This is a genomic window from Caulobacter sp. GW822-FHT07D08, from assembly GCF_058798735.1.
Window position 1 is genome coordinate 401,531 of sequence record NZ_JBXAKU010000004.1, and the last position, 25,954, is coordinate 427,484.

Sequence of the window (25,954 nt, forward strand, 5' to 3'; positions counted from 1 at the left end):
CTCTCCCCTCCATGGACGCGTGCACGACCATGCCGACTGGAAGCGCCATGAAGGACGTCCTCGCGGAGTTGCGACCCCACGAGCGCAAGCTGGCGGCCTATATCGTGCGGCGATCGAAGGATCCCACGCGCGCCGAGGACATCCTGCAGGAGACCCTCCTGACCGTGATGCGCCAGGCGCGGAAGCAGGAGATCAGCCAACCGCTGGCCTATGCCTATCGGGTGGCGGACTCGCTGATCTACGCCCAGGCCCGCCGCGACCGGCGCGAGGAGCCGATCGGCGACGAGGATTTCGGCTGCGACCTGCCCCTGCCCGACGCGGTGCTGGAACACAAGCAACGCGCCGCCGTATTCGAAAAGGCGCTGAAGCGTCTCTCGCCGCTGCGCCGCGACATCTTCATCCGCCGTCACATCGACGGCCAGTCCAGACAAGCCATCGCCGACGATCTTCGGATCAATGTGGAGGCCGTCAAGAAACACCTCGTGCGGGCCATGACCGAACTGGCCGGCGCGATGCAGGACGCGGCGGTCAACGCCGCGCGAGAAGGGAGCCGCCAGGATGCGCGCTAACGACAACTGGCGCCCGCCATCCGACGAGGACTTGGAGGTCGCGGCCGACTGGGCCGATCGCCTGCCCGACCTGACGCAAACCGAGCGAGCCGAGCTGGAAGCCTGGCTGGCCAGCGCGCCCAGCCGCGCGGCCGCTTTCGCCCTGATGCGTGACACCCAGCGCGACACCGCCCTGCTGGACGCCGTCGAGCGCATCCGCGCCGCGCCCGCCAAGAGGCGACACCTGCGCATGGGCCTGATCGCCGCCGGCGTCGCCATGGTCGCGGGGCTGTCGGTCACGGTGCTGATGCGTCCGTACCTGAGCGAAAAGACGATCGACCTGGCCACCCCGGTGGGCGCGCGCGCCGAGCATCGGATGAGCGACAAGTCCGTGATCACCCTGGCCGCCGACACCGGCGTCTCGGTGCGCTACAGCCGCGCCGCCCGCGACGTGGCGCTGAACAAGGGCGACGCGGTGTTCGACGTCGCCAAGGACGCCAGGCGCCCCTTCCGGGTCCAGGCCGGCGACACCCAGGTGACCGCCGTCGGCACCACCTTCGAGGTCGAACTGGTCAGCGACGCCGTCCAGGTCCGCGTGTTCGACGGCGTGGTGCGGGTCAACCGCGATGGCGCCGAACGCCGCGTCGGCAAGGGCGAGTGGCTGATGCTGGTCGCCGACCGCGCGCCGGTCCAGGGCCGTCTGGGCGCCGACAGCTACCAGGCCTGGCGTTCGGACTGGCTGGACGCCGACGCCCTGCCGCTGAAGTATGTGATCGCCCGCCTCAACCGCTACACCGCCCAGAGCGTGGCCCTGCACGATGCGACGCTGGGCGAGCTGAAAGTCAGCGGCCGCTTCAAGCTGGACCGCCCCGCCGAGTCCCTGGCGATGATCGCCGCCCTGCTGGACATGCGGACCGACCCGGACGGCCGCAAGATCTATCTCTCGCCGCGCCAGACCCCGTCCCAGGCGGCGCGGGAACCGACGACCTAGCCCCGCGCGGCGGAAGGGCTATGGTTCCGAGGTCGTTCTCCGCATGGAAGGTTCATGGACCGCATAGACGCCATGAAGGTGTTCGTGACGGCGCTGGACGAGGGCAGCCTCGTCGGCGCGGCCCGCAAGCTCGGCCGCTCTCCGGCCGCGGTCAGCCGCGCCATCGTCTTGCTGGAGAACCACGTCGGCGCGCCGCTGCTGCACCGCACGACCCGGGTCATCAGGCTGTCCGAGGCCGGCGAGCGCTACGCCGCCGCCTGCCGTCGGGCCCTGGTCGACCTGGAGGAAGCCGACATGCTCGTCGCCGACGAGAAGTCCGCCCCGCGCGGCGTGCTGTCGGTTACCGCGCCGGTGTTCGGCGGCGAGGTGATCCTGCGGCCAATCATCGAGGCCTTCATGGAGGCCTATCCCGAGACCGGCGTTCGCCTCAACCTGTTCGACCGCCCGGTGAACCTTATCGAGGAAGGCCACGACGTCGCCCTGCGCTTCGCGGCGGTGCAGGACTCGACGCTGACGGCGGAAAAGGTCGGCGAAATCAGCCGCGTGGTGGTCGCCGCGCCCGCCTATCTGGACAGCGGCCCGCCCATCATCGAGCCGGCGGATCTGGCCGGCCACAGGATCATCGCCATGGCCCGCTTCGGCGTCGACTCCTGGAGCTTTCCGGGCGCGCCCCTGCCGCGCACGGTCGCGATCCAGCCACGTCTGGTGGTCAACAGCGCCCGGGCCGCCATCGCCTCGGCCGTCGAGGGACGCGGCGTCACTCGGCTCTCCTCGCACCATGTCGCGGCCGAATTGAAGGCGGGAACCTTGCGGCGGGTGCTGGAGAAGGACGAACCGCCGCCTCTGCCCGTCAACCTGGTCACGCCGCACGGCCGCCAGGCGATCCCCAAGGTTCGCGCCTTCGTCGACTTCGCCGTCCCGCGCCTGCGCGCGGCTTTCGAAGGCCTGGCCGACTAACGCCCCAACGGCACGGCCGCCGGGGCGGCGATCCGCCAGCGAATGGACCCGGCGACTATTGCGCCTGACGCAAGCGGGTCTTCCGATGGGCGGGCGTTCGGTCGGGACGCGATCGGCGCTATGACTGCCGTGCTCAGCTAACAGGACAATACCATGACTAGCATCCTGCGGCGGATCGGCATGCGACTTCCGATCGTCCAGGCGCCCATGGCGGGCACATCCACTCCCGCCCTGGCCGCGGCGGTGACAAACGCGGGCGCTTTGGGCTCGATCAGCGTCGGCGCGGTCGACGCCCCCAAGGCCGGCGAAATGATCGCCGCGCTGAAGGCGCTGACCGACGGCCCGTTCAACGTCAACGTCTTCACCCACCAGCCGGCCAAGGCCGACCCGGTCCGCGAGCGCGGCTGGACAGAGGCCCTGCGCCCGGTGTTCGCGGCCTATGACGCCGAGCCGCCGGCGACGCTGCGCGAGATCTACACCAGCTTCAATGTCGACGACGCGATGCTGGAGACGCTTCTGGCGGCGCGTCCTGTCGTGGTCAGCTTCCACTTCGGCCTGCCGCCCGAGCCCGTCATCCAGCGGCTGAAGGCCGAGGGGATCATACTGCTGGCCTCGGCCACCAATCCCGACGAAGGCCGCGCCGTCGAGCGCGCCGGCGTCGATGCGGTCGTCGCCCAGGGCTGGGAGGCCGGCGGCCATCGCGGCGTGTTCGATCCGACCGCGCCCGACCCACGGCTCGGCGCGATGGCCCTGACGCGTCTGCTGGTCCGCGAGCTCTCGATCCCGGTGATCGCGGCTGGCGGCGTCATGGATGGGGTCGGCATAGCCGCCGCGCTCGATCTCGGGGCCGTGGCCGTCCAGATGGGCACGGCCTTCATCGCCTCGCCGGAGTCGAGCGCCGACGCCGATCATCGCGCGGCCCTGCTGGGCCCCGGCGCGGCGGCGACCGAAATGACCCAGCTCATCTCCGGCCGGCCGGCGCGCTCGCTGCCCAACCGCTTCACGGCCCTGAAAGACCCGTTGGGCGGCGTCGCCCTGCCCGACTATCCGATTGCCTACGACGCCGGAAAAGCCCTGGCGGCGGCCGCCCGGACCAAGGGCGAAGGGGGCTTCGGCGCCCAATGGGCCGGCCAAGGCGCGCCGCTGGCCCGCGCCCTGCCCGCCGCCGAACTGGTCGCCACCTTGGCGGCCGAGCTCGAAGCGGCGCATAGAGGACACTGATACATCGCCAGGGGACGCGGGTGGATCGCCTCGACGCCATGAAGGTCTTCGTGGTCGCGCTGGACGAGGGCAGCCTCGCCGGCGCCAGCCGCGTCCTGGGCCGTTCTCCCGCCGCCGTCAGTCGCGCGATCGCATTCCTGGAACAGCATGTCGGCGGCCAACTGCTCTATCGCACCACGCGCGGCATGAGGCTCAGCCCAGCGGGCGAGCGCTACGCCGCCGCCTGCCGTCGCATCCTGTCAGACCTGGAGGAAGCCCAGTTGCACGCCGCCGGCGAGCGCGCGACGCCGCGCGGCGTCCTGACCCTCTCCGGACCGCCCATCGCCGGCGAGGACGTGCTGCGCCCGATCGTCGACGCCTTCCTGAAGGCCCACCCGATGGTGTCCGTGCGGCTGCAGCTGGTCGATCGCCATGTCAGCCTGATCGACGAGGGTGTCGACATCGCCCTGCGCGTGGCCGACCTGCCGGACTCCTCGCTGATCGCCGTGAAGGTCGGGGCCGACGTGCGGCGCATCGTCGTCGCCTCGCCGCGATACCTGGCCGAGAACCCGGCGATCCGCGAGCCTGGCGACCTGGCCAGGCACCAGATCGTGGCCATGGGCAATTTCGGGCTCGACAGCTGGACCTTCCCGCCAGCGCGCGTCGTCGGCTTCACGCCGAGGGTCGTCGTCAACACCGTCCGCGCGGCGGCCGCCTCGGCGATCGAGGGCCTGGGCGTCACGCGGCTCTATTCCTACCACGTGGCCGATGAGGTTCGGGACGGCCGACTGAAGGTGGTGCTGGCCGACCACGAGCCGCGCCCACAGCCCGTGCATATGGTCGTGCAGCCGTTCCGGATCACCGTGCCGAAGGTCCGCGCCTTTCTCGACTTCGCCACGCCGCGCTTGAAGGCCGCCTTCGCCCAGATGGCCGGCGAGGCGCGGAACATGGCGAAGGGCGAGCCGTCGACCGGCTCACCCCCGCAAGATCAGAATTCCATGACAAGAGGCTGATCAACCCGACTTTTTGTCCGCCAACGTCCTGCGATACTCCAGCGCCGGCAGGCCGCCCCAACCCCAGTTGTCGAGCTCAACCTCGTGGATGGTGACGAAGGTCGAGTCCTTGGGCTTGCGCAGCACCTCCAGCAACAGGTCGCTGACGCCGGCGATCAGCCGGGCCTTCTCGTCGGCGGTGGGAGCCTCGCGGCCTTCACCAGTCCCTTCGCGGGTGACGTAGATGTTGACGATCGGCATGGCTGGCCCCTTACCAGTGACCAGCGGCCTGACCGCCGTCGACATAGAGGGTCGAGCCCGTCACGAACGGGGCCTTTTCGAGGTAGAGGATGGCGTCGACGACGTCCTGGATCTCGCCCATCCGGCCGACCGGATGCAGAGCGGCCAGGAAGTCATGGGTCTCGGGGCCATGCATCGGCGTCTTGATCACGCCCGGCGCCACGGCGTTCACGCGGATCCCGCGACCGGCATACTCGATCGCCAGGCCCTTGGTCGCCGCCTTCAGCCCGCCCTTGGTGATCGAGGCCAGCACGGCGGGCACGCCGTTGATCGGCTGGTCGACCAGGCTGGTGGTGATCTGCACCACGTGGCCAGAGCCCTGCGCTTCCATATGGCGGATGGCCTGCTGGGTGACGAAGAAGAAGCCGGCCAGGTTGGTGTTGATGTTGGCCGTCCAGTCCTCGACCGAGAACGCGGTGAAGGGCTTGGCGGTGAAGACGCCCGCGTTGTTGATCAGGGTGTCGACGCGGCCGAACGTCCGGATTGTTTCAGCCACGATCCGCTCGGCCGCGGCCGGGTCGGATACGTCGCCAGCGATGTTCAGGATGTCAGGATCGGCGCTCGGCCCGATCGAGCGCGAATTGGCGACGACGCGGTAGTCGGCGTCGCGATAGGCCTTGACCAGGGCGGCGCCGATGCCTTGCGAGGCGCCGGTGATGATGACGACTTTCTTGTGCGTGTTCATGGGACCTTCTCCAGGTGGCGGCGACCTCGCCGTCGATGGAGAGAAGGTGGTCCACGCCGTCAGATGATCGAATACCCGCCACACGATGGGCAGTCTTGCGCACGCCGGTACAATCCGACGCCACAGTTCCGGGACACCTGTCGCCGCTGGCGGCCTTCTCCTGGCTGAAGGCGACGGCCGCCGAGCATGGCTGGCGCACGGCCATCGACGCCGCCCGCGCCTCGACCCAGCCCCTGTGGCGCAACTGGTCGGCCGAGCAGAAGCAAGCCTTCCTGCGCCACGCCCGCCCCTTCTGGGAAATCCATCGCCACCGCCTGGCCCCGCAGGTCGCCCGATTCCGAAGTTCGTCGGAGCTTGCCACAAGCGCTTGCGAACTTCGGAATCGGGACACTAGCCTTCGACCGGCTCACCGATCGCGATGAAGCCGTGGGCCTGGCTTCGCGTCGCTTCGCCGGTGGTGATGCGCATCAGGGGGTTGGGCCGCGGCTCGGCGACCTTGGTCAGGGCGTTGCGGTCGACATGGCGGAACGGCGCGGTGCGGCCACGGACCTGCAGCATGGTCGTGGAGACGTACGACCAACCGCCATCGGCGTCGAACTTCACGTCCAGTTCGTAGGAATCCGTCCGGAACGCCCATTCCAGGAAATCGGTCGAGCAAATGCCATAGCCCGGTCCGCCCCGCTCGGCGCGGACCATCAGGCCCGAACCATCCTCGCTGGCCCGGCCGGCCGCGAGCGCCACCTGGCCGCGCGGAATGGCCAGGGTCTGCAGGATCAGGCCCGTCGCCGGCTCGTACAGCCAGTAGCCGACCTGGTCGTGGAAGGTGGCCTCCTCGTCCGAGGCGACGATGTGGACGTGGTAGCGCAGGCCATAGAACAGCTGCGGACCGTTGGCCTGAGGATCGATCGGCTGCATTTCGATGCGTTCAAGGAAGTCGCGCCGTTCTGGGCCATCGGCCTTCGGGTTCAGATCGACGCCCTTCAGCCCCTCCCACACGCCGGCCAGCCGACGCAGCGGACCCAGATTGGCCAGCGCATCCGGATCCACGTCCGAAGGCTCGGTGAAGATGTCGTCGGGAAAATTGATCATGCCGGCCTCCGGTGACGCTTGACCCCGGCTCTAGCGGCCCGGGCGCGCGGGTCAAGTCGAAGAACCTCTACTTAGGCGTTCGCCCGGGTGTAAGCGCGGCCTTCGATGCGGTCTTGATGATCGATGCGCCCGAAGGCGAGCACGCGCCGGCCATGGCTTCCTTCCTTGCGCTCCCGCGCCGTGGACCTGAACACGGGCGCGGGATGTCGTGCTTAGAAGGTGGCGTCGATCGCGTTCGGAAGACTGTGGCGACCGGCTTGGTCGCCGACGGTATGATAGTAGCGGTGGCCGCCATAGAGTCCGATGGCCGAGGCGTAGCAGCCTCGATCACATTGCGACAAGGGCTGATAAATTTAAGGGAGCCGGCTCATGCCGTTCGCGATTTCACGCCGGACCATTCTGGCCAGCGTCGGGCTCCTCGCGGCCTCGCCCGCCCTTGGCGCCGCGACATCCAAGGCCCTGCAGCCGGTGCTCGACTATGTCAGCGGCCAGAACACCACCGGCTTCCTGGTGGTCCAAGACGGCAAGACCCTGGTCGAAAGGAACTGGCCTCTGCCGGCCGATGCAGGCCAATTCCAGGCCAGCTTCACCTACGGAAAGACCATGGACGGCGCCCTGCTGGAGGATGTCGCCTCGCAACAGAAGAGCTTCGTCTCGATGCTGGTCGCCATCGCCATCGACAAGGGCCTGATCGATGTCGACAAGCCGGTCGATCACTATATCGGCGCGGGCTGGTCCAAGGCTTCGCCCGAGCAGGAAGCCGCGATCCGCGTGATCCACCTGCTGACGATGGCCTCGGGCCTGGACGAGAAGCTCGCCTTCGTCGCCCCGGCGGGAACGCGATTTTTCTACAATACCCCGGTCTATGCGGTGACCAAACGCGTCGTGGCCACCGCCGCCAAGCTGCCGCTCGAGACCGTCACCCACGACTGGCTGACCGCGCCGGCCGGCATGAGCAACACCGCCTGGCGCCAGCGGCCAGCCGCCTTCGCCAGCGTCGGCAACGCCACGGGCCTGGTCACCTGCCCACGCGACGTCGCCCGGTTTGGCCAGATCGTGCTGGACGGCGGCAAGGCGGCCGACGGCAAGCGGATCGTCTCCGAAGCGAGCCTCAAGGCCATGTTCGTCCGCTCGGCGACCAACTCCGCCTATGGCCGGCTATGGTGGCTGAACGGCGGCTCGGAAACCCTCCGCGCGACGGGCCGCGCCACGCCCGGTCCGCTCATTCCCGCCGCTCCCGCCGATACGATCGCTGCCCTCGGAGCGCTGGACCGCCGTCTGTACGTCACGCCCAGCCGCAAGCTGGTCGTTGTCCGCCTGGGCCAGGCCGTCGCCGACAAGGACTTCGACCAGCAGCTGTGGCTGCGCCTGTCGAAGGCGCTGGGCTGACGCCTCAAGCCGCCTTGGCGTCCTGCGCCGCCTTGGCGGCCAGAAACGCCGGCCGCGCGGAGAGTCGCTCCCAATAGGCCGCGACTTCCGGGCTGAACTTGTGATCCAGCCCCAGGGTGCGGGCCAGCAGCAGGGCGTAGCCGACGCAGAGGTCGGCCGTCGTGAACCGTCCGGCGCACAGCCATTCGCGGTCGGCCAGGGCGCGGGTCAGGTGGCGCAGGCGCGACAGGAACCACTGGGCGTAGTCGTCGGCGGCCTGCTTCACCCGACGCTCCTCAGGCTCCAGCCGCGTGTAGCGCAGCACGATCGTCTGCGGGAACGTCAGCGTCGCCTCGCTGCGATGCATCCAGTCCAGCCACAGGCCGTAGTCGGGCTCATCGACCGCGACCGCCAGCGGCGTTGGACCATGGCGCGTGGCCAGGTACTGCGGAATCGCGGCCGACTCGGTCATCCGCGTCTCGCCGTCGACCAGCAGCGGAATGGTGCCCAGCGGGTTCAGGGCCAGGTACTCAGGCGCCAGGAAGCGCGGCGGGAACGGCAACAGGTGCAGGCGATAGGCCAGCCCCATCTCCTCGAGCGTCCAAAGGGCCCGGAACGATCGCGCGTCGTGGCAGTGATAGAGTTCGATCACCCGGGGCCCCTCGCCTAGGCCCACGCCGCCGTCCGAAGGCGGTGTGGGCAATCTGATTGCGGCGATCGTACAACAAGAATTGCGATTGAACGCCTGCCCACGAATTCACGGCAAGGCCGCCGGCGTCCGTGCGCCTAGTTCAGGCCCGGCTTGGCGCGCGGATAACTGCGGGTCGACAGCGCCGGAACCTTGTAGTCGACCTGGAAGTGGCAGGCCTCGCCATAGGTCTTCACGGCCTCGGCGCACCCGGCGGCCAGGGTCGCGGGGCTGGGCTTGGCCCCCTGCTCGATCCACGCGGTCATGGCGCGCAGCAGGGCGGCGTATTCGGGCGTGGCGAGCTTGGAGTGCTCGTGCTCGTCGGTGAACGACTGGACCAGCAGGTCGCTCTTGCCAGCCTTGGCGACGGTGTCATGGAACACCTGTTCCAGTTCAACGAAGGCGGTCGGATCGTCGATGGCGTGCATCGTCAGGGTCGGAACCAGCAGCTTGCCGGTCAGGTCGCTGTCGTCGGCCAGCTTGCGCACGCCCTCGGGATCGGCCTTGAAGCGGATCACGCCCTTGTTCAGCGCCGTATCGTCGTCCGAGCCCTTGTAGGTCACGCCGATATTGGTGAAGGGGTTCTCGCCGTCCAGCCGTTTGTTGACCATGTCGGCGAAGGTGAAGGTCGCCCAGCCCAGGTGACTGCCCAGGGTGCGCTCGGGGATCTTCGTGACGGCCAGGATGTTGGTCAGGTTACGCTGCTGCCGGGCGGTGCGCTGGCCGACCGGCAGGTCGACGCCGGTACACGCATTGACGCGCTCGTCCAGCGCCTTGTTGGTCAGCTTCGACCCAACTGGCTGACCCTGCCACAGCGGATACTGGGTCTCGCCCGCCTCCGGGTGGTTGCCGCAATAGTACTGGTAGACGGCCCGCAAGTCGGCGCGGAAGTCGTAGGCGCGCGTGCCGCCCGAGACCACGCCGCTGGTCAGGATGACGCCGTCATAGACGAGCTTGCCGTCGGCGTCCTTGCCGTAGAGTTCGGCGGTCTTGGCCGCGACATTGCCGCCCCACGACTGGCCGTGCAGAACCGTGCGCTTGGGCCGACCATAGGTCTCCCAGAACAGCTTGCGCAGGTTGTCGCTGTCCTCGGCGGCCGAGCGGACCCCGTAGCCTTCACGGCGATAATTGGAGCCGGCCCAGGCGTAGCCCTCGGCGACGGTGACGGCGAAGCGCTGCAGATCCTCGATCGCGTCGTCGGGCTTGGGCTTCTTCAGGCGCGGCCCGCCATGGGTATGCAGGACGAGCGTTCCGTTCCAAGCCTTTGGAATAGCGATCCAATAGTAGGCGCCATTCATGTCCTGGCCGGCCACACATTTGGTCTCGGCCGGCAGACCATCGGGACAGGTCTTCGAGGCGGGCGCTTCGGCATGGGCGGCCGAGGCGGACATCGCCAGGCCGAAAGCCAGAGCGGCGCCCGAGAGCTTTGGAGACAGCTTCATCACCGGCGAAAACCTCGTCACGCAAATACGAAGGGAAGCCGGCCGCTCCATGGGAGGATGTTGGAACGGCCGGGGGGCTCAGCCTCAGAACGACTTGCTGACGCTCATGTACCAGTAGCGGGCATAGGGGTTGTAGAGCGAGCCGATGAAGCCGTTCGAGGACAGCGGCGGATCCTTGTCGAACAGGTTGCGCGCGCCGACCCGGATGCGGGTGTCGTTGGCCCAGCCCTTCCGCGCGAAGCGATACTGGGCATAGAGGTTGACCGTGGTCAGCGGCTCCACGCGCCAGGGCTCGCCCTTGGTCGACAGCAGGTCGGTGTCCAGCACCGCGCCGGTGTAGATCACCGAGGCGCCGATCTGAACCGGGCCGCCGCGCCAGGTGCCCGTGCCGCTCCACTTCCACTTCGGCTTGCCGTTGCGCTTCAGCAGGTCGCCCGGATCGGTCAGCGGCGTGGCCGGGTTGATCGTGCCGGCGGCGCGGGCGGCGAACAGGTCGGCGATCGGCGGGGCCAGTTCCTGCGAGAACTTGTCCATGTACGTGCCGTCGACATTGGCGCTGAAGCGACCCAGCTTGTCGGTGCGCAGCGTCCAGTTCAGGCCGAAGTCGATGCCGCTGACGGTCTGGGGCTGCAGGTTCTTGAACTGGTCGCGGATCTCAAGGATCTGGCCGACTGGGGTCAGGCCCGTGCCGTTGAAAAAGGCGATGTCGTCCACCGTCGGGGCGGCGCGGATGACGTTGGCGTTGGTCGTGCCCGTCAGGCGGAACAGATAGTCCTGCACGGCGGCGTTGGTCGAGCCCAGCGTGCCGACTATGCCCTGCTGCTTGATCTGCCAACGATCGACAGTGACCGTGAAGCGGCCGAACTGCTCCGGAATGAAGGTCGGCTGCAGCACGACGCCCACCGAATAGCTCTCGCTCTCCTCGGCCTTCAGGTTCGGGTTGCCGGCCGTGGTGAAGCGGATGCCTACTCCGCGCGTGCAGGCGCTGAAGGTCGAGATGCGGCCGGCGCGCAGGTCGGCCTCGCAGCGGTAATAGTCGGTGACGGTGTTGGTCCGCGAATAGGCGAACGGATTGGTCGTCTCCAGGTTCGGGGCGCGGAAGCCCTTCTGCCAGGAGCCGCGGAAGCGGACGCCGTCGACCACGTCCCAGGCGAAGGCCACCTTCGGCTTCGCGACCGACCCGAAGTCGCTATAGTTCTCGTAGCGGCCGGCCAGCTGGAGATCGATGCGGCGGACCAGCGGGATGTTCATCTCCGGCGAGACCAGCGGCAGGGCGAACTCGACGAAGGCCGAGCCGACATCGCGCGAGCCCTTGGTGCTGGGCGTGTCGTTGACGCCGGTGACGTTGCTGTTGCTGGTCGCGCCGGTCACCGGGTCGGTGAAGGGCGTGCGGCCGTCCAGCTGCGGGTCGCGGCGGTCCGCTTGCGTCTCGTGACGGAACTCGACGCCGGCGGCGACGCCGACATCGCCCGACCAGATGGTCAGCAGGTCCGGCTTGGAGACCTTGAAGTCGGCCAGGGTCAGGGTGGTGGTCGAGTGGCGCTTCAGGCGGAAGCGGATGGCGTCCAGCGCGGCCTTGGAGCTGGGCGTGCAGTCACGACCGCCCGTGCCGTCCAGGCAGCCACCGTTGAACGGGTTGTAGGCGTCGGGGGTCGACAGGGCCAGCGAGGCGGCCAGCTTCTTGCTGTCGATGCCGTCGCTCTCGTCCTTGGCGTCGGCCTTCGAATAGAGCAGCGCCGAGTCCCAGGACCACCCCCACCGCTCGCCCTTCAGCCCGCCCAGGAAGCGGGTCTGATAGTTCTCGACCTCGACCTTGCTCGGGCCCAGGTCGTTGAAGCGGTAGTTGGTGAAGGTCACCGGCAGGCCGGTGACCGGCACATTGGTCAGGCCCGGCAAGCGGTTAGGATTGACCGTACCGTTGGCGAAGGTCACCGGGCCGAAGGGGTTCCAGTAGTTGCTGGCCGGCACGCCGATGGTCACCAGGCTGGTGCCCTGGGTCGTCAGGCCCTCGGACGTGGCGTGGTAGAAGCCGAGCTCGCCATAGGCCGTCAGGGCGTCGCTGATGTCGTAGTGGCCGTTCAAGAACAGGTTCTGGCGCTCGATCTCCGGCGCGACGGTCGTCGCGTCGTTTTGCACCGCGTTGTAACGGTAGGCGTTGGCGGTGTTGCCGGTCGCCAGGTTGCCCGTGCCCAGGCAAAGGCCATTGCCGATCTGGGTGGCGCAGCCGGCGATGGTGTTGGGCTGCACGTGGGTCGCGCCCGCCGCCGTGGTCAGCGCCGTCGTGCCTTGGCGAATGACGCCGGGGCCGCCGAACACCGTGAAATTGGCGAACGAGTTCTGGTTGCCGCGGTTGTCGGGCGCGGCGCTGGCGGCGTAGTCCGGATAACCGGCGAACAACGAGCGCAGGTCCTGGGTCGCGGTATAGGGCCGGTCGCTGGGACGCTGGGCCGTGCGCCAGGTGAAGTTGCCGTTCAGCGAAATGTTGCCCCGGCCTTCGGCGAAGTTGCGGCCGGCGAAGATGTTGCTGGTGTATTCCTTGCGGTGCGTGCCCTCGGCCCAGCCGTACTGGGCGTCGACGGTCAGGCCGTCGAAGTCGCTCCGCAGCACGGTATTGACCACCCCAGCCACGGCGTCCGCGCCGTAGATGGCGGCCGCGCCGTCGCGCAGCACTTCAAGGCGCTCGAGGTTCGAGGTCGGGATGGCGTTGGCGTTGTAGCCCAGCAACGGCACGGTGCCAGATGACTGGCTGGTCGGGTGCGAGACCAGACGGCGGCCGTTCAGCAGCACCAGGGTGTTGCCGACGCCCAGGCTGCGCAGGTTGATCGAATTGACGTCGCCGCGCGTCGAGTTGCTGGTCTGGGCCGCGTTGCTGGGATTGATGAAGACGTCGCCCATCGCCGGGATCGAGCGGAACAGGTCGTCGCCCGAGACCGCGCCGGTGGCGGCGATCTGATTGTTGTCCAGCACGGTCACCGGCAGCGCGGCCGTGGTCTTGGCGCCCTTGATCTGGCTGCCGACCACGATGATTTCTTCGACCTTGGTGTCGGCGGCTTCCTGGGCGGCGGCGCCGGTGGCGATCAGCAGGCTGGCCAGGGCCGCGCCTTGGACGAGGCGGCGGCGATAGCCGCGGAGGGTTTGGTGCGTCACGTTTAGCTCCCCAATTTTCTTGTTCTGACTAGACTCTGGAGTTCGATCCGGCCGCCTTAAGGGCGCACGGGGTCCGGGATGGGACCGCCGGCGGCCGGCGGGTGTTTCTTCGGGTTCAGGGCCGACTTGAAAGCCGCGACGTCCAGGCCGCGCTCCCAGCGCGAGACGACGATCGCCGCCACCGCGTTGCCGGTGAAATTGGTCAGCGCCCGGCACTCGGACATGAAGCGGTCGACGCCCAGGATCAGGGCCATGCCGGCCACCGGAACGGAGGGGACCACCGACAGGGTCGCGGCCAGGGTGATGAAGCCCGCGCCGGTCACGCCCGCCGCGCCCTTCGAGCTCAGCATGGCCACACCCAGCAGCAGCGCCTGCTGCTCCCACGACAAATGAACGCCGGTGGCCTGGGCGATGAACAGCGCCGCCAGGGTCATGTAGATGTTGGTGCCGTCCAGATTGAACGAATAGCCCAGCGGGACGACGAGACCGACGACCGACTTCGGACAACCGGCCTTTTCCAGCTTCTCGATCAGGCTGGGCAGCGCGGCTTCCGACGAACTGGTTCCCAGCACCAGCAGCAGTTCGGCCTTCAGGTAGCGGATCAGGCTGAAGATCGAGAAGCCGTTGGCGATACCCACCGCGCCCAGCACCACGATCACGAACAGCGCCGAGGTCAGGTAGAAGGTGCCGACCAGCATGGCCAGGTTGGCGACCGAGGCGATGCCGTACTTGCCGATCGTGAAGGCGAAGGCCCCGAAGGCGCCGATCGGGGCGGCCTTCATCACGATGTGCACGAACTTGAAGAAGGCCTGGGCGACCAGTTCCAGGAAGTCGACCACGGGCCGGGCCGGCTCGCCGACCAGGGTCAGCGACAGGCCGAACAGGATCGAGATCAGCAGCACCTGCAGGATCTCGCCCTCGGCGAAGGCGCCGACCACGGTGTCCGGGATGATGTGCATCAGGAAGCCGACAACGGTCTGGTCATGCGCCTTGGCGGCGTATTCGGCGACCTTGTCGGTCTTCAGGGTGGCCGGATCGATGTTCATGCCCGCGCCCGGCTGGACGACATTGGCGACGATCAGGCCGACGATCAGGGCCAGGGTCGAGAAGACCAGGAAATAGACCAACGCCTTGACGGCCACGCGGCCGACCTTTTCCAGGTCGCGCATGCCGGCGATGCCGGTCACGACAGTCAGGAAGATCACCGGGGCGATGACCATCTTCACCAGCTTGATGAAGGCGTCGCCCAGCGGCTTCAGCGATTGGCCCATCTCCGGATAGTAGTGGCCGATGGCGCCGCCCAGGACGATGGCGAGCAGCACCTGGAAATAGAGGTGCTGGAAGAACGGCTTGGATCGCTCGGGAGTTCGCGCGGGCGCGGCCGGTTGGATCGTCTTCACTGTCGCCTCTCGGACTGGCCTGTTGGCCGCGTTTCCACCCCGCGCCCCTTTGCCAGGACGCCTGGATAGACGATCCTTTCAGGCGGAAGTCCACGCAAGCGGCATGAAGAAAAGCCACAAGACATTGCTTCTATTTGATATTTTATCTTCGAAGGCGAGACGGCCCGCTTCGCTGACTGCGAAAATCCTCACACCAAATCCGGCATTTGTGCGAGAATCCACACAAACCCTGGAAGCCCGTCGATGACGACCTTGCGGTCGCCGAATCTCGCCGACCCGATCGCCCTTCGCTGGGCGGCCTATTTCGCGGTGAGCGTGATCATCCTGGCGGCGGTCGTCGGCTTCGCGGGCGCGGTCGCCGAACGGCGCACCGAGGCCGACCTGGCGCGTCAGGCCCAGACCTCCGCCACCCTGCACGCGGCCGTACTGCGCAGTGAACTGGCCAAGCACCGCTCGCTGCCCTTCGTGCTGGCCCAGGACCCTGACGTGGCCGAGACCCTGCGCTCGGCCGATCCGCGTGGCATCGACGCCCTGAACCGCAAGCTGGAGACCCTGAGCGGCGGCACGCGCGCGGCGGTGATCTATGTGCTGAACGCCAAGGGCAAGACCATCGCCGCCAGCAACTGGCGCGAGCCGACCAGCTTCGTGGGTTCCGACTACAGCTTCCGCCCCTATTTCAAGGAAGCCAGCGCCAAGGGCGTCGCCGAGCTGTTCGCGCTGGGCACGGTCAGCCGCAGGCCAGGCCTGTTCATGTCCCGCCGCGTCGAGGGGCGCGAGGGCATGCTCGGCGTCGTGGTCGTGAAGGTCGAGTTCGAGGCGCTGGAGGCCGAGTGGTCTTCCGCCGAACCCGCTTTCGTCGCCGACCCGCGCGGCGTGATCCTGGTGACCTCCATCCCGGCCTGGCGGTTCTCGACCCTCACGCGTCTGCCCCGCGCCGAGCAGGAACAACTGCGCACCGAGCACCGCTTCGGAGACGCCCCGTTCGCGGTGCTGAAGGCCACGCCCGCGCCCGCGGCCGGCCGGCCGCCGGTCCTGACCACGGCGGCGGCGGACGGTGATACGCGCTTCATGGCCGCCAGCGCCGACCTGGGGGCCGCCGGCTGGACGGTCTTCACCTTCACGCCCGTGGGCGAAGCCTTGCGGGCCGCCGTCGCCGGGGCGCGCGCCATCGCCCTGCTGGTCGGCCTGGTCGTTTGCGGCGTCGCCTTCGCCATCCTGCGCTGGCGCGGCCAGGCCAGCCTCCGCGCCGCCCGGCAGGAGGCCGCCCGGCTGGAGCTGGAGGCGCGCGTCGCCGAGCGCACGACCGAGCTTCGCGAGACCAACCAGCGCCTGGTCGTCGAGATCGAGGAGCGTCGCCGCGCCGAGGCCCACGTCCACCTGATGCAGGACGAGCTGGTCCAGTCGAACAAGCTGGCCACCCTGGGCCAGATCGCCGCCGGCGTGGCGCACGAGATCAACCAACCGGTCGCCGCCATCCGCGCCTATGCTGACAACGCCGCCGCCTTCCTGGATCGCGCCGACGACAAGACCGCCAGGGCCAATCTCGGCCTCATCGCCGGCCTGACCGAGCGTATCGGTCTGATCACCGACGAACTGCGCGCCTTCGCCCGCAAGTCCAGCGCGCCCGCCGCGCCGGTGACCGTGCGCGACGCCATCGATGGCGCCCTGCTGCTGGTCGGCCCACGCGTGCGTCAGCAGAACGTTCGGGTGATCCGCGACGAGGCCGACGAGGCCGCCCGCGTGATGGCCGAGCGCTTCCGGCTGGAGCAGGTGCTGGTCAATCTGCTGCAGAACGCCCTGGAAGCGCTGGAGGACACGCCCGATCCGGAGATCCGCGTCGAGGTCGTGGTCAAGCGCGCGCAGGTGCGGATCAGGGTCGCCGACAACGGTCCCGGTGTCGCCCCCGAGGCGGCCAGGAGCCTGTTCACGCCCTTCGCGACCACCAAGCCGCGCGGCCTTGGTCTCGGCCTGGTGATTAGCCGCGACATCGTCGCCGAGTTCCGCGGCGAGCTTTCCCTGGAGCCCGCCCCTGGCGGCGCCCGCTTCGTCATGTCCCTCCCCAAGGCGCGTATCTGATGTTTGCTCCCGTCAACCAAGTGGCCTTCATCGACGATGACGACGTGCTGCGCGACGCCAATGTCCAGACCCTGCAATTGGCCGGGTTCGAGGTCTTGGCCTTCGCCGCGGCCGAGGCTGCGTTGGCCGCCTTGCCCGCCGGATTCCCAGGCGTGGTGGTCAGCGACATCCGCATGCCGGGTCTGGACGGCCGCCAACTGTTTCGTCGCCTCAAGGCCCAGGACGAGGATCTGCCGGTCATCCTGATCACAGGCCACGCCGACGTCTCCGAGGCGGTCGAAGCCATGCATGACGGCGTCTACGACTTCGTAGCCAAGCCCTACGCCCCCGAACGCCTGGTCAGCAGCGTCCGCCGCGCGATGGAGAAGCGTCGGCTGGTGCTGGAGAATCGCACCCTGCGCACTCTCGCCGTCGAGGCCCAGAGCGACTGGCCGCTGATCGGCCAGACGGCGGTCATGGAGCGATTGCGCGCCACGCTACGACAGCTGGCGAACGCCGATGTCGACGTACTGCTGGAGGGCGAGACCGGGGTCGGCAAGGAGTTGGCCGCCCGCGCCCTGCACGCCTGGGGCCGCCGCCGTGACCGCGAATTCGTCGCCGTCGACTGCGCCGCCCTGCCCGCCGTGGCCCTGGACAGCGAGCTGTTCGGCCACGAGCTGGGCGCGTTCAGCGGCGCGGTGCGCCAGCGGGCCGGCCGCATCCAGCAAGCCGATCGCGGCACCCTGTTCCTCGACGAGATCGAGACCCTGGCCCCCGAGGCGCAGGGCAAGTTCCTGCGGGTGCTGGAAGAGCGCGAGATCACGCCGATGGGCTCGAACCGCGCCCAGACTCTGGACCTGCGCGTCGTCGCGGCCGCCAAGTCGGACCTCTCGGACGCCGTCGCCGCCGGAGCCTTCCGCGAGGACCTGTTCCACCGCCTGGACGTCGTGCGCATCCGCATCCCGCCGCTGCGCGAGCGGCGCGAAGACGTCCCGTTGCTGTTCGCCCACTTCCTGGCCCGAGCCCGCGAACGGCTGGAGGGCGAGCCGCCCAAGATCGACGACAAGATCCGCTGGCGTCTCTACAACCACGACTGGCCCGGCAATGTCCGCGAACTCAGCCACTACGCCCAGCGGGTGGCGCTAGGCCTGGCGGACCAGGGCGGCGATCCGCGGGCGGATCCGCCGCCGCCCCTGCCGGCGCGCGTCGCCACCTACGAGGCGCACCTGATCGAGGAAGCCCTCACCGCCGGCGAAGGCGACGTCCGCAAGGCGCTGGAGGTCCTGCGCATTCCGCGCAAGACCTTCTACGACAAGATCGAGCGCCACGGCATCGATCTGGCCCGGCATCGTCGCCGGTCGCGTTAGCAGCCTGCTATCGGCAGGGCTGGCCGTAGACGAGCGGCCGGCAGACGCCGTCGATGTCGGCTGGCGGCTTGATCCCCGTGGCGGCGGCGAGGGTTGGGGCGATGTCGACCGTGTCCAGCGGCAGCACCCGCTCGTGCGGCGTCGCGCCCTTCCACCAGAACAGGATCGGCACGCGCCGGTCGTAGTCCCAGGGGCTGCCGTGGGTCGAGACATAGGTCGCGCCCGCCGCGGCCGGCACGCGGTTGGGCTTGAAGGCGATCAGTATATCCCCGACCCGGCCCGGATAGACGCTGCGACGCACGCGCTCGGCCACCGACAGTTCCTCGATCGCGGCGTCGGCCGGCGCTGGCGCCAGGGTCAGAATGGCGTTGGAATCGAAGGCCTCGGCCACGGCCGGATCACGCTGGATCAAGGCCAGGGCCGCGGCGGTGATGCGAGCGCGGTCGGTGATCGAGGGCGTCTTGCGATCCGGTCCGACGACGTAGATCTGGTCTATGCCGCCGTCGGCGATCAGCGGATCCCACGACAAGTCGAGATCCTTGCGCAGGTGGGCGTTCAGCCCGGCGACCCACGGCTTGCCGATCACGCGCTCGCTGTCATAGCCCTCGTCATGCAGGCGCTCGGCGAAGTCGGCTCCGCCGTGGTCGGCGGCCAGCACGACCAGGACCCCGCCCCTGACCTTGTCCAGGCTCTTGAGGAACGCGCCCAGGCGGTCGTCGAGGCGGGCGATCTGGTCGCACATCTCCGGACCGCGCGTACCAAAGCGGTGGCCGATGAAGTCGGTGGCCGACAGGCTGACGGTCAGCACGTCGACCTGCGAGCCGTCACCTAAGGCGTACGTCTCGCGCAGGGTCTGGGCCAGTTCCAGGGTCACCTGGTCGGTATAGGGGCTGGCATAGAGATCGCGCTGCTGGCCGGCCTCGTCGGGCGCGACCGGAATCGGCAGGGCCGCGCGCCACTTGCGACCGCCGGTCTCGTAGTCGGCCTCCAGCGCCTGGCAACGCTTGGCCGAGCCGCCGATCAGCTTCTTGTCGTAGTCCCAGACATAAGGATGCTTCTTCAGATCCGCCGCCAGCCTGGCGTTGAAGGCGGCGACGGGCTTCAAGCGTTCTTCCGCCGTCTGGCCCTGGGCGACCCAGGTCGTGAAGCCGAAACCCGGCTGGTACCAGAACTGGCCGTCGGCCTGGTGACCCGACATGGTGATCGCCCCGCGATCCTTGCCCGACACGCCGAACACCCGGCTTTTCGGCGATACGGCCTTCAGCCAGTCGCCATAGGTGGTGGCGACCATATTGGCCGGCGACACCGCCCGCCCCTTCGGATTGTCGGCCGGCGTCGCGCTGGGATCGGCCAGGCAGTAAACCGTCTTGCCGGTGGCCAGGTCGTACCAGTCATTGGCGCTGATGCCGGTCTTGTTCGGATGCTTGCCGGTCAGCAGGGTCGAGTGGCCCGGGCAGGTCTCGGTGAAGGCGTGCGACTGGTAGCCGTTCGGATAGACGACGCCGCTGCTCAGCGTCTTCAGCCCACCCGTGAACTCCGGCCGGTGCTGGGCGTAGAGGTTGGCGCTGAACTGGTCGATCGAGATGACCACGACCAACTTCGGATCCGGCTTGGCCGAGATCGTGGACGCGTGGGCGGTCAAGCCGGTCGACATGGCGGCGGCGAACAGGCCGCAGGTAAGCATCTTGTTCATTCGAAGCGATTTCGCCCGAACCGCCCATCCGCGCAAGGATTGAAACGATCCGGGCGACTCTCATCTCATCCTTGCGTGAGATTCGGGCGTGAGCCCCGACGCTCCGCCAGCCAGACATAGAAGCTCGGCAGCACCAGCAGGGTCAGCACGGTCGAGGTCAGCAGGCCGCCAACCACCACAGTGGCGAGGGGCTTCTGGACCTCTGCCCCGGGGCCGATGGCCAGGGCCATCGGAATGAACCCCAGGATCGCCACAAGCGCCGTGGTCAGGACCGCTCGCAAGCGGCCGACGGCGCCGTCGATTACCGCGGCAGCGATGTCGCTTGCGCCTTCCATCCGCTGCTTGATGCTCTGCATCAGCACGAGTCCGTTCAGCGTCGCCACGCCTGAGACGGCGATGAAGCCGACCGCCGCCGAGATCGAGAACGGCATCCCCCGCAGCAAAAGCGCCAGCGCGCCGCCGACCAGGGCCAAGGGCACGCAGCCGAAGACCAGCGCCGCCTCCGTCGCCGAGCCAAGGGCGAAGAACAGCAGCACGACGATGACCAGGAACACGACCGGCACGATGATCGCCAATCGCGCGCTGGCCCGCTCCAGGTTCTGGAACTGACCGCCCCATTCGAGCCAGGAGCCGGGTGTTGGCCTGACCTCGCGCGTCACGGCGGCCTGGGCGTCGGCGACGAAGCCGCCCAGGTCGCGGCCCCGGACATTGGCCTGGACCACGATCCGCCGCTTGCCGTTCTCGCGACTGACCTGATTGGGGCCCTCGGCGGTGTCGAAGCGGGCGATGCTGGACAGCGGGATGGCCGTCGAGCCTTCTCCGCTTTCCGATACGACCGGCAACTGGCCCATCACGGCCGGATCGGCGCGCGAGGCGTCGTCCAGCCGCACGACTACGTCGAAGCGGCGGTCGCCCTCCAGGATATGGCCGGCCTCGCGACCGCCGAGGCCGATCTCGAGGGCGTCGGCCGCGTCGCTGGCGTGGACGCCCAAGGCGGCGGCGGCCGTACGGTCGACACTGGCGGTGATCGTCGGTTGGCCGGAGATCTGCTCGACCTTCACATCCGCCGCGCCGGCGACCTTGCGCAGCGTCGCCGCGATCTGGTCGGCGGTCCGGCTCATGGCGGCGAAGTCGTCGCCATAGACCTTCACCGCCACGTCCGATCGCACGCCGGCGATCAGCTCGTTGAAGCGCATCTGGATCGGTTGAGTGAACTCATAGGCGTTGCCAATCAGCTTGCCGAGGTCGCCCTCCATGCGCTCGACCAGCTTGGCCTTCGGCAGGCTCGGATCGGGCCAGTCCTTGCGCGGCTTCAGGATCACGAAGGTGTCCGAGGCGCTCGGCGGCATCGGGTCGGAGGCGATCTCGGCGGTGCCGGTGCGGGTGAAGACCAGGGCCACCTCGGGCTGGGCCGAGAGCACCTTCTCGACCTCGAACTGCATGGCCTGGCTCTCCTCAAGCGAGATCGAGGGGACGCGACTGGCCTGGACCAGCAGATCGCCTTCATCGAGCGTCGGGGCGAACTCCCGACCAAGGGCGAAGAAGGCGATGACGCCGAGCGCCAGCGCCAGGACCGCACCGCCGGCCACCGCCTTCGGACGCGCCACGGCCGCGCGCAGCACCGGCTCGAAGCGCGTGCGGATGGCGGCCATGGCCTTGGTCTCGCCGTGACCTTTCGGCTCGCGCACCGCCAGGGCGGTCAGGGCCGGGACCAGGGTCAGGGACAGCACGAAGGCGCCAGCCAGCGCGAACATCACCGTGGCGGCCATCGGCGTGAACATCTTGCCCTCGACGCCCTCGAAGGTCAGCAGCGGGGCGTAGACCAGCAGGATGATCGCCTGGCCGAAGGCGGCGGGGCGCGCCATCTCCTTGGCCGCGTCGACGGCGATCGACAGGCGCTCGGCGGCGGTCAGAGCGCGTCCCTCGGTGTCGCGGCGCTGAGCCAGGCGTCCCAGCGTGTTCTCGATCACCACGACCGCGCCGTCGACGATCAGACCGAAGTCCAGCGCCCCAAGGCTCATCAGATTGCCGCTGATTCCGAACCGCCGCATGGCGATGGCGGCGATCAGGAACGAAAGCGGGATGACCAACGCCGTGATCAAGGCGGCGCGGAAGTTCCCCAGCGCGAAGAACAACACCGCGATGACCAGCAGGGCCCCGACCGTCAGGTTGTGCTCGACCGTGCGGATCGTGGCGTCGACCAGCCGGGTGCGATCCAGCACGGGCTTGATGATCACTTCGGGCGGCAGGCTGGGCGCTATGGCCTTGAGGCGCTCGTCGACCCGGGCGGCGACGGTGCGGCTGTTCTCACCGACCAGCATCAGGGCCGTGCCGATCACCACCTCGCGGCCGTTCTCGCTGGCCGAGCCCAGGCGGGGGGCATGGCCGATGGCGACCGTGGCGACGTCCGAGACCTTGACGACCGCGCCGCCGCGACGGCCGATCGGGGTGTCGGCCAGTTCGGCCAGGCTCTTCACCCGCGCATCGGTGCGGACGATATAGGCCTCGCCGCCGCGCTGGACGTAGCCAGCCCCGGCGATGCGGTTGGCGTGCTCCAGAGCCTCGACCAGCTGCGGCAGGCTGATCCCGCGCGCGGCCAGCTTGGCCGGATCGGGATGGACCGCGTACTCCTTGACGTAGCCACCCAGCACGTCGACGCCAGCGACGCCGTTCAGGGTCTTCAACTGCGGGGCGACGATCCAGTCCTGGACGGTGCGCAGATAGGTGGCCTTCTCGACGTCGGTCCGCAGGGTCTCGCCCTCGGGCGTGACATAGGAGACCCCGGATCGCGCCGGCGCGCCCTTGAACTCGACGGTCCAGATATAGACCTCGCCCAGGCCGGTGACGGGCGGTCCCATGCTGGGCTCCAGACCTTCAGGCAGGTTGGCGCGGGCCGCCTGCAGGCGCTCGTTGATCAGGGTGCGGGCGAAATAGAGGTCTGTGCTGTCGGTGAACACCGCGGTGATCTGCGAGAAGCCGTGACGTGACAGCGAGCGGGTCTCGACCAGGCCCGGCGTGCCGGCCAGGGCCGTCTCGAGAGGGAAGGTCACCTGCCGCTCGACCTCCTCGGGGCCGAGCGCCGGCGCGATGGTGTTGATCTGCACCTGGCGGTTGGTGATGTCGGGCACGACGTCGATCGGCAGGCGCGACAGCTGCTGCAGGCCGAAGGCGAACAGCGCCACGGCCAGCAGAACGACGATCCAGCGGAAGCGGACCGAAAGGTCGATGAGGCGGTTCAGCATGATCAGTCCTCGTGCCCCGCCTCGCCCTTGCCCAGTTCGGCCTTCAGCCGGAAAGCGCCCTTGCCGGCAAGGGTCTCGCTGCCGGCGAGGCCTTTCAGGATCTCGACCGAACCGGCGGCGGTCCGGCCGGTCACGACCGGCGTGGCGCGGAAGCCCTTCGGCTCGGCGACGAACACCACGGTGCGCCCCTCCAGGGTCTGGACCGCCTCGGCCGGGACCGTGAGACCGCCCTGCCCCTTGGCGAGGATCACCCGGGCCGAGACGATCGCGCCGATCTGCGGCGCAGGCGTGGTCGGCTTGGCCCGCACGACCGCCGCGCCAGCGCCGAGCGCGCTGGGGGCGACGGCGACGATGCGTGCGCTGGCTTCCCCGCCTTCCGGCCGCTGAACCAGGATCGCATCGCCGACATGGATAGCGCCGGCCGAGGCCGGCGGCGCGTCGAAGACGTACTCGACCTGGTCCTGGTCGGCGATCTCGGCGACGAGACCGCCTTGCGCGAGGAAGCCGCCGACCCGGGCGTCGATCCGGGTGACGATCCCGGCGATCGGGGCGCGCAGGGTCGCGAGGCCGCCGGCGCTGGGCGCGCCCTGGGCGGCGACCTGGGCGCGGGCGGCGCGCAGTTCGGCCTGGGCCTTGTCGGCGGCGGCCTGACTGACTTCCCAGTCCTGCCGGGCGACGACCCCGGCCTCCAGCAGGCGAAGGTCACGAGCAGCGGCGGCCTGGGCGGCGCGCGCCCCGGCGCCGGCGGCGTCAACGCTGGCCCGCGCGCCGGCTCCCTCCGCGCTGCGTAGGGTGGCGACCGCCGCGCCGGCGGCCACGCGATCACCGGCGGCGACGTGGACGCGCTCGACCGTCCCCGACACCGGAGCGCCGAGGGCGGCCGAGGCATTGACGGCCAGGGCGACCCGACCGGGCAGAACCAGCTCGGAGCCGCCGCCGCGTCCGACCGTGGTGGTCAGCACACCGGCCTTGAAGGCGTCGGCGGCGGACAGCGCCACGAAGTCTTCCTCGTGCGGCGCTTCCCCCTTCTCTTCGTGAGCCGGAGGTCGCGCCGGCGCCGGGTCGGTCAGGCGACCCAGGCCAAAGCCCAGGCCGGCGGTGGTCACCAGCGCGGTGGCCGCGCCGGCGAGGATCCATTTGCGGTCGTTCATTGGATGTCCCCAAAAGCGATCTGTCCGTTGGCCTGGGCGAGGTCCGCCATAGCCTTGGCGCGCGTCAGCCGCGCCTCGACGTTGCGTTGGCGCGCGGCGACGAGGTCGCGACGCGCGGAAAGGAGTTCGAGCAGCGGCAGCTTGCCGGCCTCGTAGCCCAGGCGGGCCAGGCGATAGGCCTCGCGGGCGGCGGCCTCGCCTTCACGGGCGGCGGCGGCGGAGCGTTCGGCCGCCCCCGCCTCCCCCTCGGCGCCGCGGCGGTCGGCGACCGCGTCGGCCTGGGCCATGAGCAGCCTGGCCCGCGCCGCGTCGGCCTCGGCCCGCGCCGCCTTCACGGCGCCGCGGTTGCGGTCGAACAGCGGCAGGGGCAGCGAGAAGCCGGCCACGGCGGCGGTGGCGTCCTCGCCGGCCAGCCGGCGAATGCCGAAATTGACGGTGACGTCGGGCGTGGCGCGGCGGTGTTCCAGGTCGAGCTTTCGCGTCGCGACCCGCTGTTCGGCCTCGGCGACGGCGACCGTCGGCGCTTGAGCCGTGACGGCGGAGGGGCGCCAGGCATGGTCCAACGCGCCGGGCGTCACGGCGGTGAAGGTCCGCTCGCCGCCGGTCAGGGCCGCCAGCCGAGCCAGCGCCCCGCCCGATTCCGCCTCGGCCCGCGAGACCTCGGCCTGCGCGACCGAGACCGCCGCGCGCGCCTGTAAGGCGCGTAGTTCGGCTTCCTTGCCGTTGTCGACCAACAACCGCGCCGCCCGGGCGTCGGCCTCGGCCAGCTCATGGCTCTCCCTGGCGACGACCAGCCGTTCGCTCGCGGCCTCCGCGGTCGCATAGGCCACGACCAGGTCGCGGGCGTAGGCGACACGGCCTAGGACAGCGCGCGATCGTGCTGTGTCGAGCTCGGCCTTGGCCGTGGCCACCCGCGCGCCGCGCTTGCCGCCCAGCTCCAGGGTCTGGCCGATCGACAAGGTCGTCTCGGCGCTCTGGAAGTCGCGGTAAGATCCGTTGCCTCCAACGTTTTCGACCTGCAGGTCCAGCGTCGGATTGGGCCGGGCGTAGGCCTGTTGGGCGCGCCCCTCGGCGGCGCGCGTTTCGGCCTCACCGACAATCAGATAGGGCGCGGCGGCCTCGCGCAGCAGGGTTTCCAGGGGCGGCGCGGTCTGGGCCGCCGCCACGCTATGGAGCGCGCCGCAAACGGCGGACGCCAAGGCCGCACGCAGCGGCCATCGGTTCGATGACATGAAGATTCCTCGCGATGACATGACGATGGCGCGCGAAAAGCGCGCGGGTCGTCAGCCGCGAGGAGGTCGATCGAGGGCGGAGACCGTCAGCGACGGCAGGGCGTGGACCGGCGTGATGGCGTGACGGGCGCCCGTGAGGGCCGGCGCGGCGACGCTCGAAACGGGCGCGTCGAGCGCGGGACCGGCGTGATGACAGTGACCACCCAGGCAACAGGCCGCCTTGCACGGCGCGCTATCCTGTCCGTGGTCGGCCTGGATCGCTTGGCTGGCGGTCATCGCGGCCCCGTCCGCCGCGCAGAGGCAAGCCGCGGCGCTGGTCATCGGCGCGGCGACGAGCAGGGACAGGACACAGGCGGCCAGAAGGCCTCCCAAGTTCCGCCACCATGTCGCTTTGCGCCGCATGACCG

Annotated in this window: 20 protein-coding genes; 8 read left to right on the top strand and 12 right to left on the bottom strand. The window is 69.3% G+C overall.

Going from position 1 to position 25,954, the window contains the following annotated elements; genetic code table 11:
• Positions 1–47 precede the first annotated feature (47 nt).
• From AC1RJ9_RS10895 to AC1RJ9_RS10915, 5 genes are all read left to right on the top strand, one after another.
• Complete coding sequence (locus AC1RJ9_RS10895; protein ID WP_492839352.1) at positions 48–569, top strand: RNA polymerase sigma factor; 522 nt, start codon at positions 48–50, stop codon at positions 567–569.
• Positions 559–1,539, top strand: coding sequence for a FecR family protein (locus AC1RJ9_RS10900; RefSeq protein WP_492839353.1), 981 nt, complete (start codon positions 559–561; stop codon positions 1,537–1,539). Before AC1RJ9_RS10895 ends, AC1RJ9_RS10900 begins: the two co-directional genes overlap by 11 nt.
• A 54-nt stretch (positions 1,540–1,593) precedes the next feature.
• A complete protein-coding gene (locus AC1RJ9_RS10905; protein WP_492839354.1) occupies positions 1,594–2,496 on the top strand; it encodes a LysR family transcriptional regulator in 903 nt (300 codons plus the stop codon).
• Positions 2,497–2,649: 153 nt separating this feature from the next.
• Positions 2,650–3,717: an NAD(P)H-dependent flavin oxidoreductase gene (locus tag AC1RJ9_RS10910; protein ID WP_492839355.1), complete on the top strand. Its 1,068-nt coding sequence runs from the start codon at positions 2,650–2,652 to the stop codon at positions 3,715–3,717.
• Between the two features lie 20 nt (positions 3,718–3,737).
• Positions 3,738–4,709, top strand: coding sequence for a LysR family transcriptional regulator (locus tag AC1RJ9_RS10915; RefSeq protein WP_492839356.1), 972 nt, complete (start codon positions 3,738–3,740; stop codon positions 4,707–4,709).
• On the opposite strand, the gene AC1RJ9_RS10920 is transcribed toward AC1RJ9_RS10915, so the two are convergent.
• The 3 genes from AC1RJ9_RS10920 to AC1RJ9_RS10930 all read right to left on the bottom strand — a co-directional run bounded on the left by AC1RJ9_RS10920 (position 4,710) and on the right by AC1RJ9_RS10930 (position 6,762).
• Entirely contained in the window at positions 4,710–4,949 is a 240-nt protein-coding gene (locus tag AC1RJ9_RS10920) for a tautomerase family protein (RefSeq protein ID WP_492839357.1), read from the bottom strand.
• A 10-nt stretch (positions 4,950–4,959) separates the two neighbouring features.
• Positions 4,960–5,673: an SDR family NAD(P)-dependent oxidoreductase gene (locus tag AC1RJ9_RS10925; protein ID WP_492839358.1), complete on the bottom strand. Its 714-nt coding sequence runs from the start codon at positions 5,671–5,673 to the stop codon at positions 4,960–4,962.
• Positions 5,674–6,063: 390 nt separating this feature from the next.
• Positions 6,064–6,762, bottom strand: coding sequence for an FABP family protein (locus AC1RJ9_RS10930; protein WP_492839359.1), 699 nt, complete (start codon positions 6,760–6,762; stop codon positions 6,064–6,066).
• Positions 6,763–7,131: 369 nt separating this feature from the next.
• Between AC1RJ9_RS10930 and AC1RJ9_RS10935 the strand changes: the two genes are divergently transcribed.
• The gene (locus AC1RJ9_RS10935) at positions 7,132–8,151 is read left to right on the top strand and encodes a serine hydrolase domain-containing protein (protein ID WP_492839360.1); all 1,020 of its coding nucleotides are present in this window, start codon (positions 7,132–7,134) and stop codon (positions 8,149–8,151) included.
• Positions 8,152–8,155: 4 nt separating this feature from the next.
• On the opposite strand, the gene AC1RJ9_RS10940 is transcribed toward AC1RJ9_RS10935, so the two are convergent.
• The 4 genes from AC1RJ9_RS10940 to AC1RJ9_RS10955 all read right to left on the bottom strand — a co-directional run bounded on the left by AC1RJ9_RS10940 (position 8,156) and on the right by AC1RJ9_RS10955 (position 14,798).
• On the bottom strand, positions 8,156–8,782 hold the full coding sequence (locus tag AC1RJ9_RS10940) for a glutathione S-transferase family protein (protein ID WP_492839361.1): 627 nt from the start codon (positions 8,780–8,782) through the stop codon (positions 8,156–8,158).
• Positions 8,783–8,916: 134 nt separating this feature from the next.
• Positions 8,917–10,260: an alpha/beta hydrolase gene (locus tag AC1RJ9_RS10945; protein WP_492839362.1), complete on the bottom strand. Its 1,344-nt coding sequence runs from the start codon at positions 10,258–10,260 to the stop codon at positions 8,917–8,919.
• Positions 10,261–10,344: 84 nt separating this feature from the next.
• A complete protein-coding gene (locus AC1RJ9_RS10950; protein WP_492839364.1) occupies positions 10,345–13,407 on the bottom strand; it encodes a TonB-dependent receptor domain-containing protein in 3,063 nt (1,020 codons plus the stop codon).
• 56 nt (positions 13,408–13,463) lie between these two features.
• Positions 13,464–14,798, bottom strand: coding sequence for a dicarboxylate/amino acid:cation symporter (locus AC1RJ9_RS10955; RefSeq protein ID WP_492839388.1), 1,335 nt, complete (start codon positions 14,796–14,798; stop codon positions 13,464–13,466).
• 252 nt (positions 14,799–15,050) lie between these two features.
• On the opposite strand from AC1RJ9_RS10955, the gene AC1RJ9_RS10960 reads away from it, so the two are divergent.
• Both AC1RJ9_RS10960 and AC1RJ9_RS10965 read left to right on the top strand, forming a co-directional pair.
• The gene (locus AC1RJ9_RS10960) at positions 15,051–16,883 is read left to right on the top strand and encodes a sensor histidine kinase (RefSeq protein ID WP_492839365.1); all 1,833 of its coding nucleotides are present in this window, start codon (positions 15,051–15,053) and stop codon (positions 16,881–16,883) included.
• Entirely contained in the window at positions 16,883–18,229 is a 1,347-nt protein-coding gene (locus tag AC1RJ9_RS10965; protein WP_492839366.1) for a sigma-54-dependent transcriptional regulator, read from the top strand. The genes AC1RJ9_RS10960 and AC1RJ9_RS10965 overlap by 1 nt, the downstream gene beginning before the upstream one ends.
• 7 nt (positions 18,230–18,236) lie before the next feature.
• Here the strand turns inward: AC1RJ9_RS10965 and phoY are convergent, their stop codons facing one another.
• The 5 genes from phoY to AC1RJ9_RS10990 all read right to left on the bottom strand — a co-directional run bounded on the left by phoY (position 18,237) and on the right by AC1RJ9_RS10990 (position 25,949).
• Entirely contained in the window at positions 18,237–19,898 is a 1,662-nt protein-coding gene (gene phoY, locus AC1RJ9_RS10970; protein ID WP_492839389.1) for an alkaline phosphatase PhoY, read from the bottom strand.
• Between the two features lie 89 nt (positions 19,899–19,987).
• Positions 19,988–23,164, bottom strand: coding sequence for an efflux RND transporter permease subunit (locus tag AC1RJ9_RS10975; RefSeq protein WP_492839367.1), 3,177 nt, complete (start codon positions 23,162–23,164; stop codon positions 19,988–19,990).
• Positions 23,165–23,166: 2 nt separating this feature from the next.
• Positions 23,167–24,315 (bottom strand): efflux RND transporter periplasmic adaptor subunit, encoded by a 1,149-nt coding sequence (locus tag AC1RJ9_RS10980; RefSeq protein WP_492839368.1) that lies wholly within the window; start codon positions 24,313–24,315, stop codon positions 23,167–23,169.
• On the bottom strand, positions 24,312–25,547 hold the full coding sequence (locus tag AC1RJ9_RS10985) for a TolC family protein (protein ID WP_492881617.1): 1,236 nt from the start codon (positions 25,545–25,547) through the stop codon (positions 24,312–24,314). The genes AC1RJ9_RS10980 and AC1RJ9_RS10985 overlap by 4 nt, the downstream gene beginning before the upstream one ends.
• A 51-nt stretch (positions 25,548–25,598) precedes the next feature.
• Complete coding sequence (locus AC1RJ9_RS10990; protein WP_492839371.1) at positions 25,599–25,949, bottom strand: hypothetical protein; 351 nt, start codon at positions 25,947–25,949, stop codon at positions 25,599–25,601.
• Positions 25,950–25,954: the final 5 nt, after the last annotated feature.